Annotated in this window: 1 protein-coding gene (running past one end of the window); it reads right to left on the reverse strand. The window is 74.3% G+C overall.

What is annotated here, in order from left to right; genetic code table 11:
* Positions 1-18,257, reverse strand: partial view of an LPXTG cell wall anchor domain-containing protein gene (locus ACFC3F_RS09280; protein ID WP_376128778.1) — the 5' portion only. 12,484 nt of this gene lie to the left of the window's left edge; 18,257 of the gene's 30,741 nt are visible here — the first part of the coding sequence; it begins with the start codon at positions 18,255-18,257; its stop codon lies off the left edge, out of view.
* Between the last annotated feature and the right edge of the window lie 26 nt (positions 18,258-18,283).

An 18,283-nucleotide genomic window follows, 5' to 3' on the forward strand; every position in this document is an offset into this window, starting at 1 on the left:
CCCGCGAAGAGCATCGCGTCGACGGGGTCCGCGGCCATGATCGTCATGGCGCCGCGCGCCCGCACCGCGGTGGGCGTCTGCGCTGAGCTGTCGATGTAGGCGCGCGTTCCCGGGTCATCGCTGCCCTGGTTGACCACGAGCACGACGAACGATCCCGCGATGCCGGCATCCGATGCCGCGGCACCGCCCGCGACGATCTCGGTGAAGCTCTCCCCCGCCGTCGCGACGAGCCACACCGAGCCGCCGACGTCGGCCTGCACACCACGGCCGATGTACGCGCGGACGTCCTTGTTGTGCACGCCGACGACGAGTGCGAATCCGATGCCCGCACTGCCCGTCGACAGACCCAGAGCACCCGCGAGGTCGACGAACGTCGTCTGGTCCGAGGCCGTGAACGACAGGTCCTGGCCCGGCAGTGCGCCGATGGTCTGATTGAGGGATGCCGCGTCGCCGAGCCATGCGCGGGTCTCGCGGTTCACGACGTTGACGACGAGCGATCCGCCGACGCCCGCGTCGCCGCCGCCGAGCGCGGCGCCGAGCGCGACGCCCGTGAACGCGGGGAGCTCGATGAGCGGCACCTCGGGTGCGGCGAGCGGAGCGAGGGATGCCGCGGCGCGGCCGATGACGGCACCACCGGCGTCGATCGTGGTGGGCGCCGCGAAAGTCGAGTCGATGTGGGCGAGGGTCGACGTCGTGACGATCTGCACGACGATGCCGGCGCCGACGCCGCTGCCGTCGGTCGTGACGGCCCCGGATGCCGCGAGCGCCTGCAGCCCCATGGGGTTGCTCGCGTCGAGCGAGATGCCGCCCGCGACGACGAGCGTGGACCCCGCGCCGATGACGGCGTCGTTGACGAGGTCGATGATCTGCACGGCGACCGATCCTGCGACGGCCGCGTCGCCCTGGCCTGCCGCGGCGGCGATCGCCCACGCCTGCACGTCGTTCCGTGCGTTCGCGGGCGTGCGGCCCGCGACGGCGACGGAGCCCGCCGTGATCGTGGCGCCCGCGCCGACGGATCCGCGGTTCACGACATCGATGACGTTGAGGGCGACCGCGACGCCGACCGTGTTCGTGTCGCTCTCGATGCTCCACGATGTGCCGAGGGCCTTCGCCGCGGCATCCGTCTCGTTCGTCGCGAGCACCGCGAATACGCCGTCGACGGTGACCGTGAGTCCGGGTGCGAGGAGCGCCTGGCTGTCGACGAGGATCCAGTCCACCGCGACCGCCGCGCCGACCCCGACGCCGTCGCTCTGCTGGCCGCCCTCGCTCTGCGCCTGCCCGTTGCCCCGCGCGACACCGTCGCTCGACGACGGCAGCGTGCCGCCTCTGCCGCTCGTCGCGGGGGTGCTGTCGAGCTGCTGCTGCGCCTGCGCGTCGGCGTTCTCGGCGTCGTCCTCGCTCTCGGACCCGCCGAGCGTGCCGCGCGCACTCGCCTTCGCCGTCGCACTCGCGTGCAGCTCGGTCGTCGCGATGATCCACAGGGCCCCCGCCGTGACGTCCCGCTGCACTTCGGCGAGCACGTCGACGTCGACGACGTTCACGACGATGATCGCGCCGATCGCGACGCTCGAGCCCGCGGCATCCGCGTCGCCGGTCAGGGTGACGGTTCCCGTGTGCGTCGCGCGCACCGTGACGGGACCGCTCGCGACGAAGGCACGCGGACCGGGTGCGCCGAGGCGCGCGATGATCGTCGGCAGCATGAGGTTGATGCCGACGCCGGGGCTGACCGCCGTGCCGCCCTCGGATCCCGCGGTCACTTCGTTGACCACGGTGTCGGTGTGGTCCGCGCGCACCGTGACGTTCGCGCCGCCTGTGACATCGGCGCCGTCCATGATCTCGGCGCGCGTCGTGTCGTCGGCGATGACGTTGACGGCGACCGATGCGCCCACGCCCGTGCCGGAGCTGCCGCCGACGGCATCCGCCTTCGCCTTCGCCGTGTCGGTGCGGCGGTTCTCTGCGGCGATCGTGACGTCGCCCGTGCCGAAGTCGACGCGGGCGCTCGACGGGATCCACGCCTCGGTCGAGTTCGTGACGAGGTTGAGGGCGACGGCGCCGGCGACGCCGACGTCCTTCGAGCCCGCGCCTGCCTCCGCGACAGCCGAGAAGTCGTGCGCCCCGTGGTCGCCGATCGTGGTCATCGTGGCGGATGCGGCGAAGCCGTTCGCCGCGATGACGGTGTTCTCGCCGATCCACGCGCGGTTTTCGACGAAGGCGAGCGTGAGGGCGACCGCGACGCCGACACCGGCGTCTTCCGCGTCGAGGGCCGTGCCCGAGGCCGAGGTGACGGCGTCGACCTGAGCCGCCGTCAGGAGCCACACGTGTCCGCCCGCCGTGACGGACAGGTCATCGGGCAGCCACGCCGTGAACGATGCGTCGGCGAGCGTGAGGCCGACGGCGCCCGCGACGGATACACCGCCGTCGCTCGTCGAGGCCGAGGGGCTGTCGGTGTTCTGCACGCCGTCGCCGCCCTGCGCGATGCTCGCACCGTTCGCGTAGGCGCGCTGATCCTGCACTTGCGCGTCGACGTCACCCGAGGGCGCATCGGCGCTGTCCTCGCCCGGTGCGCCGCTCGCGGATGCGGCCGCGGTCGCGCCGTTGCGCGACGAGCCCGTCGCCGACAGGGTCGTCCAGCCGCCCGACACGATGCTGCGCCGGGTCGTCGCGTGGGTCTCGTCGAAGGCGAAGGTCAGGGCGATCGCGATGCCGATCGCGGCGTCGCCGCCCTCGGTCGCGACGGCACCGGCCGTCGTGTGCGCCGACGTGTGCTGCGTCGCCGAGAGCTGCACGTCGCCCGTCGCCCGGATGGGCGTCGTGCCGAGAGCACCGATGACGGCGCTCGTGCGGGCGTTCGAGATCGTGATCGCGATCGACGGCGTCACGGTGACGTTGCCGCCCTTCGCGCCCATCGAGGCTTCCGTCACGGTCGCGCTGGTCGTCGAGCCGACGAGGGCGATCCCGTTCGCGCCGGTCAGTGCCACTCCGTCGTCGAGTCGCGCGTGCGTGTCGACCGTGACGAGGGCGAGCGCGAAGGATGCACCGACGCCGGCGTCTCCCGTCGAGACGACGCCCTCGCCCGCCGCGAGCGCCTTGACGGTCGTCGCGAGCGCGCTGCCGGCGGCGAGCACGGCGTCTCCACCGGTCAGCTCGACGGTGCCCGACACGGCAGCGAGAGTGTCGATCGTCACGATGCCGATCGCGACGGATCCTGCGACCGACACGTTGCCGCCGCCCGCGCCCGACGAGGCGATCGCGCTCATCGTCGAGACGGCGTCGGCACCGTCGACCGTCATGGTCGCGAAGACCGTGAGGGCCTGAGCGCGCACGATCAGCGTGGCGGGCACCACCGAGCGGTTGACGACGTCGGCGTAGGTGATCGCGACGCCCGCACCGATCGCCGCGTCGCCGCCGCGCGCAGCGGTTCCATCGGCGCCGGAGGCGGCATCCGTGTTCTGCGACGACGACAGCGTCAGAGTGCCGCTCGCCGTGATCGTGCCGACCTCGGGCGCGACGATCGAGAGCGCGCGCACGGTCGAGATGACGATGCCGACCGCGGCGGCGACCGTGACGGGCCCGGCACTCGTCTCGGCGTTCGGGGTGTCCGCGCTGCCGGAGTCACCGACGCCGTTCGCGGCAGCGACCGAATCGAGGTGGCCGCGCTGGCCGCCGACCTGATCGTCGACGCTCGAGCCGGCCGTTCCGTCGGTGCCCGAGCCGTCGTCGGGCGCACCGGACGCCGACGCCGACGCGACGGCACCCGACCGCGACCAGCTGAACGCCTGCATCGTGACGTGGCGACCGGCCGTGACGACCCGGGCGAGCTCGGAGGTCACGGAGTGGTTGGCGATCGTGAGCGCGAGACCGACACCGACGGCCGCATCTTCCGTCGCGATCGCGGCAGCGCTCGCGGTGCCCGTCGCCGACGCGTGCTGCGTCGCACGGATGAGCACATCGCGCGTGGCGGACAGGGTTCCCGTGCCGATGCGCGCACGCGTCGTGATGTTCGAGAGCACGATCGCGACGGCGGGGGCGACGGCGACGCCGCCGCCTGCCGCGCCCATGCGGGCTTCCGTCGTCGTCGCATCGCGCGCATCGGCCGTGAGCGACACGTCGCGGGCGCCCGTCACCGAGACCAGGTCGTCGATGAGCGCCGTCGTCTCGTGCGTGTCGAGGGTGAGGGCGAACGCCGCGCCGATGCCGGCGTCGCCCGCCCCGGTCGTGCCCTCGCCCGTCGGAAGGGCCGTCGTGCTGCCCGCGACGGCGCTCTGCGCCGTGAGGCTCACATCGCCGCCGGTCAGCACGAGCGTGCCGTGCGTGGCCGCCGTCGTGCGGGTCGTCACGATCGCGATCGCGACCGAGCCCGCGACCGACACGTTGCCGCCCGCGGCCCCCGCGGATGCGGCCGCACCGAAGGTCGAGGTGACGTCGCCCGCATCGGCGGTCATGGTCGCCGACAGCGTGACGTCGCGTGCCGTGATCGTGAGGGTCGCGGGCACCGTCGCACGGTTGACGGTCGTCGCGAGGGTCAGGGCGACACCGGCGCCGATCGTCGCATCGCCGTCGCCCGCAGCGGAACCGTCGCCGCCCGAGCGCGCGTCGGTGTTGACGCTCGAGGCGAACGTCACCGTTCCTCCCGCGGTGATGCGGGTGACGACGGGATCGATGACCGTCTCGGCGCGCACGTTCACGACGACGATGCCGACCGCGGCGGCGACGCTCACGGGGCCGTCGCTCGTCTCGGCGCTCGGTGTGGCCTGTGTGCCGGAGTCCGCACCACCGTTGGCGGTCGCGACCCCGTCGGCGTGGGTGCGCTCGCGCTGCGCGAGTTGGTCGACGCCCGTTCCCGCGGCGCCGCCGGGGTTCTCGGGGTCGCCGGAGTCCTCGTTCGCGGGGGCACCGGCGGCGGAAGCCGTCGCGAGGCCGCTCGATGCCGAGACGCTCGACGCGCGCAGCGTCACCGAGACGCCGGCCGTGACGTTGCGGGCGAGCGTCGTGAGAGCGCCGTGGTTGGCGATCGTGAGGGCGAGCGCGACACCGATCGCGGCATCCGTCGCATCGAGCACGGCAGAGGACGCCGTCGTGGCGGCGGTCGCCTTCTCGATCGCCGCCATCTCGAGGGTGCCCGTGATCACGAGCACGCCCGTGCCGATGCGCGTCGTCGTCGTGACATTGGACAGGGTGACCGCGACGGCGGGGGCGATCGCGACGGATCCGCCCGCGGCGCCCATGCGGGCCTCGGTGACCGCCGTGTCGTGTGCCGTCGCGGTGAGGGTCACGTGGCGCGCACCCGTGAGGCTGACGCCGTCGGCGATGTCGGCCGTCGTGCTGTCGGTGATCAGGTTGAGGGCCACCGAGGCGCCGACGCCCGCGTCTCCCGTCGAGACGACGCCGGCTCCGTGCGGCAGGGCGGTCACGGTCGTGGCCACCCGGCTCGCGGCGGTGAGGGTCGCGTCGCCGCCCGTCAGCACGACGGTGCCGTCGATGCCCGCGCGGGTCGTGTGGTTGACGACGGCGAGGGCGAACGAGCCCGCGACCGAGATCTTGCCGCCACCCGCGCCCGAGACCGCTGCCGCACCCATCGTCGCGGTCGTGTCGGCGCCGTCCGCCGTGACCGTCGCCCTCACCGCGAGGTTCTGCGCGCGCACCGTGAGGTGTGCGGGCACCTCGGCGCTGTTGCGCACGTTCGCGAGGGTCAGAGCGACAGCGGCGCCGATCGTCGCATCGCCGTCGCCGGCGGCCGATCCGTCTGCCGACGACGCGGCGTCGGTGTTGGCGCTCGAGGCGAAGCGCACGCTGCCGCCCGCCGTGATGCTCGTCGACTCGACGATGGTCTGCGCGCGCACAGTGGCGAGGGTGATCGCGATGGCCGCGGCGACGTTGACCGAGCCGTCGCTGGACTCCGCCGTCGGGGCCGCCTGGTCGCCCGAGGTCTGTCCGCCGTTCGCCCCCGCGACGCCGTCGGCGTGCGCGCGCTCCCCCGCCGCGAGGTCATTGACGCCCGTACCGGCGCCGCCGCCCGGGTTCTCGGCGTCGCCCGAGTCGGCGTCGTTCTCGGGGGCTCCTGCCGCCGACGCGACGGCGTTCGACGTCGTCGACGAGATGCTCGATGCACCGAGCACGACATCGACGCCCGCCGTGACGGATCGGGCGAGAACGGATGTCACGGTGTGATTGGCGATCGTAAGCGCAAGGCTCACTCCGACGGCGGCGGTCGCGGCATCCTCGGTCGATGACGATGCCGTGGTCGACGCGGTCGCCTTCTGCGCCGCTGTCGCCGAGAGCGAGCCGGTCACGTTGAGCGTTCCGGTTCCGATGCGCGTCGTCGTCGTGACGTTCGACAGCGTGATCGCGACGGCGGGAGCGAGGGAGACGTCGCCGCCCGCAGCACCCATGCGGGCCTCGGTCACGGCGGTGTCCGTCGCCGTCGCCGTCAGGGTCACGTGGCGGGCGCCGGTCAGGGTCGAGCCGTCGGCGATCTCGCTCAGCGTGCGGTCGGTGATGATGGCGAGGGCGACGGATGCGCCGAAGCCGAAGTCACCGGCATCCGTCACGCCCGCGCCCGCGGGGAGCGCCGAGACCGTCGTCGATACCGAGCTCGCCGTCGTCAGCGTCGCATCGCCGCCCGTGAGGACGACGCCCCCATCGATCGCTGCCCGCGTCGTGTGGTTCACGACGGCGAGGGCGAACGACCCGGCGACCGAGACGCTGCCGCCACCGGCACCCGCGACGGACCGCGCCGAGAACGTCGACGTCGTATCCGCGGCATCCGTCGTCGTCGTCGACACGATCAGGTTCTGGGCACGGACCGTCACGCCGGCCGGGACCGAAGCCCGGTTGTTCACGTTCGCGAGGGTGATCGCGACCGCCGCGCCGATCGTCGCGTCGGCACCCTGCGACGCGGATCCATCAGCGCCGGCTTCGGCGTCGGTGTTCGCGCCCGTTGCGAGGGTCACCGTGCCGCCCGCCGTGATGGTGACGCCCGACGAGATCGCGGTCTCCGCGGTGACGGTCGCGAGCGTCACCGCGACGGCGGCCGCCGCATTGACGCCGCCCTGCGACGACTCCGCCGCGGGGGCGGCACCGCCGGCCGCACCCGCGCCGCCGTTCGCACTCGACGTCGACGACGCGAAGCCGCGCTCGGACTCGATGGCCTGATCGACGCCGGTGCCCGATCCTCCGCCGCTCGAGTCTCCGGGAGCGCCCGCCGCGGAGGCCGACGCCGTCGAGGACGATGACGAGACACCGCTCGCGCGCAGAGCGACATCGACGCCCGCGGTCACCGACCGGCCCAGTCGCGAAGCGACCGTGTGACCGGCGATCGTCAGGCCGAGACCGATGCCGATGCCCGCGTCGCCGGCACCCGTGACAGCAGCCGACGCGATCGACGACGCCGACGCCTTCTGCATCGCCGAGGCCGACAGCGAACCGGTCAGAGCGAGCACACCGCCCGTGCCGACACGGGTCGTCGTCTCAACGGTCGAGAGTGTCACCGCGACGGCGGGCGAGAGCGCGACGCCGCCACCCGCGGCACCCATCCGGGCTTCCGTCACAGCGGTGTCCGTCGCGGTCGCGGTGAGCGTCGCGTGACGAGCGCCGCCAAGACTCGCGCCGTCGCCGATCTCGGCGAGAGTGCGGTCGGTGATGAGGTTGAGAGCAACGGATGCACCGAAGCCGAAGTCACCGGCATCCGTCACCCCCGCTCCGGCGGGCAGAGCTCGCACGGTGCTGGCGATGGCGCTTGCCGCCGTGATCGTCGCATCGCCGCCCGTGAGGACGACGGTGCCGTCGACACCCGCCCGCGTCGTGTGATTGACGACGGCCAGGGCGAACGACCCGGCGATCGAGACGCTTCCGCCGCCGGCACCGGCGACGGACTGCGCCGAGAACGTCGATGTCGTATCGGCGGCATCCGTCGTCGTGGTCGAGGACACGATCAGGTTCTGGGCACGGACCGTCACGCCGGCGGGGACCGAGGCACGGTTCTGAACGTTCGCGAGGGTGATCGCGACCGCCGCGCCGATCGTCGCGTCGGTACCCTGCGACGCGGATCCATCAGCGCCGGCTTCGGCGTCGGTGTTCGCGCTCGTCGCGAGGGTCACCGTGCCGCCGGCCGTGATGGTGACGCCCGGCGAGATCGCGGTCTCCGCTGTGACGGTCGCGAGCGTCACTGCGACGGCGGCCGCCGCATTGACGCCGCCCTGCGACGACTCCGCCGCAGGGGCGGCACCGCCGGCCGCACCCGCGCCGCCGTTCGCGCTCGACGTCGACGACGCGTGACCGCGCTCCGCTTCGATGGCCTGGTCCACGCCCGTGCCGCCGGCCCCGCCACCCGAGTTCTCGGGAGCGCCGGCCGCGGAGGCCGACGCCGTCGACGCCGACGACGAGACACCGCTCGCGCGCAGGCTCACATCGACACCGGCCGTCACCGATCGGGCCAGCCGCGACGCGACCGTGTGACCGGCGATCGTCAGTCCGAGACCGACACCGACGCCCGCGTCGCCGGCACCCGTGACAGCAGCCGACGCGATCGACGACGCCGATGCCTTCTGCGTCGCCGACGCCGTCAGCGAACCGGACAGCGCAAGAACCCCGCCCGTGCCGATGCGGGTCGTGGTCTCGACCGTCGACAGCGTGACCGCGACGGCGGGCGAGAGCGCGACGCCGCCACCCGCGGCACCCATCCGGGCCTCGGTCGTCGCGGTGTCCGTGCTCGTGGCGGTGAGTGTGAAGTGGCGCGCACCCGTGACCGACCCGCCGTTCGTCAGGCGCGCGATCGTGCGGTCGGTGACGAGATTGAGAGCGACGGATGCACCGAAGCCGAAGTCACCGGCATCCGTCACGCCCGCCCCCGCGGGAAGAGCCGAGACGGTCGAGGTTGTGGCGCTTGTCGCTCCGATGGTCGCGTCACCGCCCGTGAGGGCGAGCGTGCCGTCGACGGCAGCGAGCGTCGTGGGGGTGACGACGGCGAGCGCGAACGATCCCGCGATCGAGACGTTGCCGCCGCCGGCGCCCGCGACGGAGCGAGCCGAGACGTCCGAGGCGCTGTCGTCATCGACGACGTGCACGCCCGCGACGACCGTCGCGTGCTGCGCCGCGATGCGGGCTCCCGTCGGAACGACGGCGCGGTTGACGAGGTCGGCGAAGGTGATGGCGACGGCGGCGCCGATCGTCGCGTCCGTCCCCTGAGATGCGGAGCCGTCGGCCGCGGACGCCGCGTCGGCGTTCGCAAGGCTGTCCAGGGCGACGCGGCCCGCGCTCGTCACGACGATGCCGCCCGTGAGCACCGACTCGGCCTGCACGGTCGACAGTGTGACGGCGACGGCCGCGGCCGCGTTGACGCCACCCTGCGACGACGACGCGCTCGGCGTCGCGGCGTCACCGCTCGTACCGCCGCCGTGCGCCGTCGCGACGCCGTCGGCGTGCGAGCGCTCGGCCGCGATCGCGCCGTCGACACCGGATCCGGCCGCGCCGCCCGTGTCGTCGCCGGGCGCGCCGGCGGCAGAGGCCGATGCGGTCGAGGTCGCGGTCGAGCGCACGAACGTCGAGAGCGTGATGTCGCCGGCCGCCGTGAGACTGCGGGCGAGCTCCGTGCGAGCGGTGTGGTTCGCGATGGCGAGTGCGACACCGATGCCGATGCCGGCGTCACCGGCGCCGAGAGTCGAGGACGACGCCGTCGAGGACGCCGACGAATCGAGCACGGCGTCGAGATCGATGACGCCCGTCGTCGAGATCAGTGCGCCCGTGCCGACACGAGCCGTCGCCGTGTCGGTCGACAGCGCGACAGCGACGGCGGGAGACAGAGCGACACCGCCGCCGGCTGCGCCCATCCGGGCTTCGACGGTCGTCACGGTGCGTCCCGTCGCGTGCAGCACGAGCGAGCCCGCACCCGCCACCGAGGCGCCGTTCCCGATCTCGGCGGTCGTGCGGTTCGTCACGATCGCGAGGGCGACGGATGCACCGAGGCCGAGGTCACCGGCATCCGTCACGCCGACTCCCGCGGGGAGCGCGCGGACCGTCGTCGTCGAGCGCGACACGGCGGTCGATGTCAGGGCGCCGCCCGTCAGCACGACGGTGCCGTCGACACCGGCGCGGGCCGTGCCGTCGACGATCGCGAGCGCGAACGAGCCGGCGACCGACACGCTGCCGCCGCCCGCGCCCGCGACGGAGGTCGCGGCGACCGTGGAGACCTCGTCCGCCCCGTCGAGCACGAAGGTCGCCGTGGCGGTGAGTGCCCGCGCGCGAACGGTCGCACCGACCGGCACGACGGCGCGGTTGACGGTGTCGGCGAGGGTGATCGCGACGGCGGCGCCGATCGTCGCGTCCGTTCCCTGCGATGCGGAGCCGTCGGCTGCCGACGTCGCATCGGCGTTGACGCCCGTCGCGAGCTGCACGGTGCCGGTCGCGACGAGCACGACGCCCGCTTCGATGACGGTCTCGGCGCGCACGGTCGAGATCGTGACGGCGACCGCCGCGGCGGCGTTGACACCGCCCTGCGACGATGTCGCGCTCGGCGCCGCCGACGTCGCGGCCGCGCCGCCGTGCGCCGCCGACGTGTCGGAGGCGTGCGCGCGCTCGGCTTCGACGGCGGCATCGACGCCGGGACCGGAGCCTCCGCCGTCGTCGTTGCCCGGTGCCCCGGCTGCCGACGCGGATGCCGTCGAGATCGCGGTGGAGATGTTCGTCGCCTGCAGCAGCACGTCGCCCGACGTCGTCAGACTGCGACCGAGCACCGCCGTGGACACGTGCGTCGCGAGAACGAGGGCGACGCCGAGCCCGAGGCCCGCGTCGGTCGCGGCGAGGGTCTGCGACGACGCGGTGGCCGTCGCCGTCACACGCTGGGCTGCGGTCACGGTGAGCGAACCGGCGAGGGTCGTCGCCGCGCCCGCGCCGATGCGGGCCGTCGTGGAGACATCCGAGAGGGTCACCGCGACAGCGGGCGACAGGGCCACCCCGCCGCCGCTCGCGCCCATGCGCGCTTCGCTGGCTGCCGCGCTCGTGCCGTCGGCGGTGAGGGTCAGTCCGTCGACGCCGGTCAGCATCGCGCCGTTCGCGATCTCTGCCGACGTCATCGCCGTCACGAGGGCGAGCGCGACGGACGCGCCGAAGCCGAGGTCGCCCGCGTCGGTCACGCCGATGCCCGCGGGAAGCGCGGCGACCGTCGTGCGGATCGACGACAGGGCGACGAGGGCGACGTCTCCGCCCGTGACGGTGCCGGCGATCGTCGCGCGCACGGCGTGGCCGACGATCGCCAGCGCGAACGAGCCCGCGACCGACACGGAGCCGCCACCGGCACCGGCGACGGAGCGCGCCTCGGCCGTCGAGACGCCGTCTCCTGTGGGCACGGTCTGGTCGGCGCGGACGGTGAGCGACGCGGCGCGCACCGTGGCGCCCGCCGCGAGTTCGGCGTCGGTCGCTCCTGTCGCGAGGGCCAGGGCGACAGCGGCGCCGATCGTGGCGTCCGCGCCCTGCGATGCCGAGCCGTCGGCGCGCGACGACGAGTCGGCGTCCGAGCGGGCCAACACCGTAACGATTCCGGATGCCACGACCGCGGCACCGGGCAGGATCGATGCCCGCGTCGCGATGTCGGTCATGGTCACGGCGACCGCGGCGGCCGCGTTGACTCCGCCCTGCGACGACGTCGCGCTCGGGGTCGCTGCGGTGCCCGATCCGGCGGCGCCGTGCGCCGCGGCGGTCTGATCGGCGTGGTCGCGCTCGGCACCGATCGCGGCGTCGACGCCGCCACCGGAACCCGGGTTCTCGGGAGCCCCTGACGTCGACGCCGTCGAGGTCGACGTGCTGTTCGCCAGCGTCCGCGCCTCGAGCGTGAGCGACGCGGCGGTGAGCGAACGGCCGAGGCCCGCCGTCGTGAGCACGTTCGCGATCGTGAGGGCGAGGGCGACGCCGATGCCCGCGTCACCGGCGCCGACGACGAGCGCGCCGGCGGTCGCGGTGGCCGTCGCCTGCTGGTCGGCGAGCACGGTCGCCCCGCCGTCGACCGAGAGGGCGCTGCCCGCACCGATCGTCGCGGCGACATCCGTCGTCTGCATGACGACCGCGACGGCGGGCGCGATCGCGACGCCGCCTCCCGAGGCCCCCATGCGCGCGTCGGCGGTCACGGTCGATGCACCGACCGCCGTGAGCGACAGTCCCGTCGCGCCCGTGACGGCGCCGTCGAGGGCGGCCGCGGTCGAGGCGGTGACGAGAGCGAGCGCGAAGGATGCTCCGATGCCGAGGTCACCGGCATCCGTCACGCCCGCACCCGAAGGAAGAGCCGACACCGTGATGACGTGAGCGGTGGATGCCGCGACGGCGAGCGCGCCGGTGAGCGATGCCGTTCCGGCGAGCGCGGCCGTCGTCTCGAGCGTCGCGATGACGATCGCGACCGACCCGGCGACCGAGACGTTGCCGCCGCCGGCGCCCGCGACGGAGTGCGCGTCGATGCGCGAGACGCCGTCGTCGGATCCGGTGACGGTGCGCGCCGTGAGCTCGAGCCCGGGTGCCGTGATGCTGACGAGCGCGGGAACGGTCGCGGTGTTCACGACGTCGGCGAGGACGAGGGCGACGGCGGCGCCGATCGTGGCGTCGGGGCCCTGTGAGGCCGAGCCGTCGGCGCGCGCGACGACATCGGTGTCCGCCGCACTGTCGAGGTGCACGACACCCGTCGAGACGATCGCGATGCCGGGCGCGAGATCGATCGACGATCGGATCGTCGCGAGCACGACCGCGACGGCTGCTGCCGCGTTGACCCCGCCCTGTGATGTCTCGGCGGCCGGCGTCGCGGCGGAGCCCGTTCCCGCGCCGCCGTGCGCCGTCGAGACGTCGTCGGCGTGACCGCGCTCGGCGGCGACCGCGGCGTCGACACCCGAGCCGGCACCACCGCCGGGGGCTGCGGGATCGGCGCCGGGGGCGTTCTCGGGGGCACCGGATGCGGAGGCGGTCGAGGTGGCCGTCGCGTCCGACGTATCGTGCGCCGCGAGGTGGACGCCCGTGGAGGTGACGCTGCGGGCGAGCGCGGCACGCGTCGTGTGGTCGGCGATCGTGAGCGCGACGGCGATGCCGACACCGGCATCGCCCGCACCGACGACGACGGCACCGGCCGTCGTCGAGGCGGACGCGGTCTGTCGCGCCGCGATCTGCAGGGCGCCGACGAGTGTCGAGGCGGCGCCCGATCCGACGCGCGCGCGGGTCGACACGGTCGAGAGGGCGAGCGCGACGACGGGCGTGATCGCGACGCCTCCGCCCGATGCGCCCATGCGAGCCTCGACCGTCGTCGTCACGGTCGTGTCGGCCGTGATCGTGACCTGGGTCGCGTCTGGCAGCGTCGCGCCGTCGGCGACCTCGGCGAGAACGCGGACCGTGACGAGCGACAGCGCAACCGACGCGCCGAGGCCGAGGTCACCGGCATCCGTCACGCCCTCGCCGGCGGGAAGAGCGGTCGTCGATGTCGTGACCGTCGCACCCGACCCGATCACGAGCGTGCCGCCGCCGGCGGAGCCCGCGAGCGTCGCCGCCGTCTCGACGTCGACGATCGTGAGCGCGAAGCTGCCGGCGACCGAAACGGCACCGCCGCCCGCACCGGAGGTCGCGTGCGCGCCGATCGATGAGCTCGTGTCGGCGCCGTCTGCGATCGTGCGCGCGACGAGGACGACAGCGGGCGCCGTGACGACAGCGCCCGTGTCGATGCGCGCACGGTGGGTGACCGTCGCGAGTGTGATCGCGACGGCCGCACCGATCGTCGCGTCCGTGCCCTGCGATGCGGATCCGTCGGCGGTCGCGGTCGCGGCGGTGTTCTCGCCGGAGTTCAGTGAGACGGACGTTCCCGCCGAGACGACGACGCCGTCGAGGAGGAGCGCCTGCACGTCGACGGTCACGATCGTGAGGGCGATCGCGGCGGCGGCGTTGATCTGACCCTGCGACGTCGACGCGCTCGGTGCCGCAGCCGACGAGCCGGCGGATCCGCCCGCCGCGGTCGACACCGCGGTCGCGTGGTCACGTGTCTGGGCGATCGTCTCGTCGACGCCGGGGCCCGCGCCACCCCCGGGGTTGGCGGGGTCGCCCGAATCGGCGGGGTTGTCGGGAGCCCCGCCGGCCGACGCGGCGGCGGTCGCCGTGGAGCGCGAGACGGACCCCGTGCTGAGCGATACGGTGCCGGCGACGGTCGCGCTGCGTCCGAGCTCGGCGCGCACCGTGTGCGTCGTGAGGGTGAGGGCGATCCCTGCTCCGACCGCGGTGCCCGTGTCGCTGCCGGTCGCGGCTCGGGCTTCGCTCGACGCGATCGCGCGCTGCCCCGACGTCAGTGACAGGCTGCCCGACAGCACGAGCGTCGCACCCGTGCCGATCGCGGCGCGCGTCGTGACGGTCGAGAGCGTGACGGCGGCGAACGGCGCGATCGCGGTGTCCCCGCCGCGCGCCGAGCCCTGCGCGACGGCGGTGGCAGCATCCGCCCCCGCCGCGGTGATCGCGATGTCGGTCGCGCCCGTCACGGTCGCGCCGGCGCCGATCGACGCGATCGTCACGTGGTCGACGCTCGTGAGGGCGAACGCCGCGCCGATGCCGGTCGTCGGCGCGCCGGCTCCCGCGTCGGAGAGGAGTGCGCGCGTCGTGGTCTGCGACGTCGACGTCGCCGAGATCGACAGGGCGCCGCCGCCCAGCACGACGATGGTGCCGGGGGCGAGTCCCGCTGTCGCGCGGAGGACGACGACCGAGATGGCGACGGATCCGGCGACCCCGAGGTCGCCTCCGGATCCCTGTCCGCCGGTGGCTGTCGTGGTGAAGCGGTGCGAGGCGTCGGGGATGCCTGCCGCGTTCTGCGGGGCGATGCCCGCGATGAGCTGGAACGAGTCTGCGGTGATGCGTGTGGAGGGGCCGGCCTCGGCGCGGACGGTGACGTCCGCCAGGGTGATCGCAACGGCCGCGGCGATCGTTGTGCCGCTCGGGGGGCCGCGCGTGGACGGAGCCCCGGTCGCGGTCGTCGTGACCGAGAGGTTGCCGAGCGACTCGAAGCGCACGGTCGGCGCGATGAGCGCGACGCCCGAGACCGACGTGTCGGCGGTGAGCTGGTGGATCGTGAGGGCGAAGGCGGCCGTCACGGTGACATCGCCCTGCGGCGTGCTCGGTGTCGGGATCGGCGTCGACCCGCTGCCGCCCGTGCCGCCGACCGCGGCTCCCTCTGCCGGTGCCGCCTGGTCGGCCCAGCCGCGCGCGTCGCCGGCTGCGGCCGCGGGCGTCTGCGCGGAGGGCGCTCCCTCGCCGGGTGCGCCGGTCGCCGAAGCGGATGCCGTCGTGGTCGACGACGCCATCCCCGTGGCGCGGAGCGTGATCGCGACGGCAGCGGTGAGATCGCGAGCGAGCTCGGAGCGCACGACGTGGTCGGCGAACGTGAGGGCGATGACGGCGGAGACGGCGGCGCCGCCCTCGGCGGACACATCACCGGCGGCGGTCGTCGTGACGGGTGCCATCTGGGTCGCGCTCGACGAATAGGCACCGGTCAGCACGAGAGGCGCGCCCGCTCCGAGACGTGCCCGCGTCCAGACGTTCGAGATCGTGACGGCGAGCACCGTCGAGATCGCGGCATCCGATGCGACACCGCCGCGCGCTTCGGCGAGTGCGGGTGCTGTCGTCTCGGCCACGAGAGTCAGGTCGCGCGCACCGGTCAGGACGGAACCGTCGGCGACCTCGGCGATCGCCGTGTCGTTCACGACGGTCAGCGCGATGCTCGCGCCGATTCCGGTGGTCGCTCCGGCCTGCGCACCCGGCAGGGCCTGCGCGACCGTGGCGTTGTCGGCGCGTGCCGTGAAGATGAGATTCGTCCCGGGAGCGGAGACGGTGACGCCGGGCTCGATCGCAGCGCGCGTGTGGAACGTCGCGACCGTGATCGCAAGAGCCCCGGCCGCCCCGACCGACGAGGCGCCGCCGGCGCCCGACGTCGACTGCGCGCGATACTCGTTCGCTTCGGCGGCCGTGCGAGGCGCGGCGACGGCGCTGACCGTGACGGTCGGCGCGACGATCGCGGTATTGCCGATGTGCGCGCGGGTGCGGGTGTGGGCGACCGTGATCGAGACGGCGACGCCGACGCCCGTCGCCGACGAGGCGACGGCGGACGCGTCCGCGTCGCTCGTCGCCGACCCCGACGCGGTCGCCGAGACGGTGACGCCACCGGGGGCGGTCACGGCGAGCGGTGCCGCACCGCCGAGCACGGCGGTCGCCTGCGCGTCGAGCTCGGTGAAGGCGAGTGCTCCCGCGACGCCGATCGTGCCGCCCGGCGCCGATGCGTATCCGTCGGGCTGCGTCGCGGTCGCGGTCGCGTCGCTCGGCGACGTGCCGTTGGCCGTCGCGCCGCCGGGGCTCGCGAGCGCGGCGGTCGTGAGCGTGTGCGTCGCGTCCGCCGCGACGGTGAGGATGCCGCCCGTGACGACGCCCTGCGCGGCGGTGGAGTCGATCGTCGCCGACGTACGGATCGTCGCGCGGGTCGTCGCGATGGCGGCACCGGCGCTCGCGCCCGTGGCATCCGCCGTCGTCGCCGCCGTCGTCACGGTCGTCGCGGTGAGACGCGCCGCGCCGCCCGCGAGGATCGACGAGGTGCCGCCGACGTGCGTCGTGGCCGCGTTGTCGATCGTCGCGACGGCGAGAGCGGCGTCGCTGTCGCTGCCGTCGCCCGTGCCGGTCGAGGTCGTCGTGAGGGCGACGGTCGACGTGCTCGCGAGCACGACGTCGACCGCGGCCTCGATGCGCGATGCGCCGTCGAGGCGGACGGTCGCCGCTGCTGCGCTCGAGCCGAGCGCGATGCCGTCGGTCGCCGTCGCGTCGACCGTGCTCGTCGCCGTCGCGGACGCGGTGACGGTTCCGCCGCGGACGATCGCGTCGGTGAGCAGCACCTCGGCGATCGCGGCCGTCGCATCGGCCGAGGCGGCGATCGCCGCGAGGGTCACGTCGGCGGTTCCCGCGTCGAGCGTCGCGCCGTCGAGCACGATGCGCGTCGCCTCGAAGCGGAACGTCACGCCGTGGAAGACGATGACGCCCGTGATCCGGATGACGGCGCCGGCGCCGGTCGTCGTGACCGTGAACGATCCGGTCGGCAGGACCGACTGCGCCGCGAACGCGTTCGTGAGGCTGCGCACGAGGATGTACCCGAGGTTGTCGGCGTCGGGTGCGACCTCGATCGTGTCGCCGTCGGTCGCGTCGTTGAGCGTGAAGTCGACGACGGGGTCCGCGGCCTGCGCGGCCGTGACGTCGGTGTGCGTCGCGTCGGTCTCGGTCGCGTCGGTGGATGCGGCATCCGCGGCGCCCGTCCCGGCATCGGCGTCGACCTCACCGGTCTCGCTGTGCGTCGCGTCCGTCGTGTCCGTCGCGACGGCCTGGGACGCAGCATCCGTCGCGTCCGTCTCGGACGCAGCATCCGTCGTGTTCATGTCCGCGGCGGCGTCCGTCGTCTCGGCGGCGTCCGTCGTCTCGGCGTCGCCCGGGATCGTCGCCGTCTCGGTGTCGTGCTCCGCGACCTCGGCATCGCCGATCACGATCTCGCCGTCGACGACCTCGAGCGAGCGCACCGACAGCATGGCGGGCGCGCCCTCGACGTCATCGGTCGGGGTGGGGTCGGGGGTCGGGGCCGGGTCGGGCGTCGGCACCGGATCCGGTGTCGGCACGGGGTCGGGCGTCGGGATCGGCGGCACGGGCGGGGTCGGCGGCTCGGGCGGCGTCGGCGGTGTCGGAAGGCCCGGGATCTCCGGCAGCGGCGGCGGCGTCGGGGCCGATCCGATCGTGCCGGGCCCGACCGTCCCGGGACCGCAGGTGAGGCTCGTGCTGCTCGTGCTCGTCGACGATTCGGAGGTGCCTGCGCCCGTCGGAGATCCCGTCGAGACCTGTCGGCAGTTGGGGCCGAACGGCGAGACGGGAGGGGCGGGGGCGGGGGCGGGGGCGATTGGCACGACATCGACGTAGACCAGCGTGCGAGCGCCGGAACGCGGCGCGGGAGCAGGTATCGGGGCGGGCTCTTCCGGCGCGGGCACGTCGACGACGACGGGTTCCGACGCCGGTTCGGCCTGCCGCTCGATGAGCGGAAGCGGGGGCGTCCAGGTCGAACGAGGCGTCTCGGCGACGGGCGTTTCGACAGCGGCGACGAGCGAGGCCCCGGCCACCTGGCCGAACGCGAGACCGACGCAGAGCGCGCCGACGAGGGCCGTGCGCCACGCCGACACACCGACCGACGCCACGCGCGCGCGGCGTCCCCTGCGTTCCCCTGTGAAAGGGGGTCTCTGACTCATGGGGCCCTTTCTGCCCAATCGTCCTG

It is taken from the genome of Microbacterium sp. NPDC055910 (assembly GCF_042271185.1).
In the GTDB taxonomy this organism is placed as follows: Bacteria; Actinomycetota; Actinomycetes; order Actinomycetales; family Microbacteriaceae; genus Microbacterium.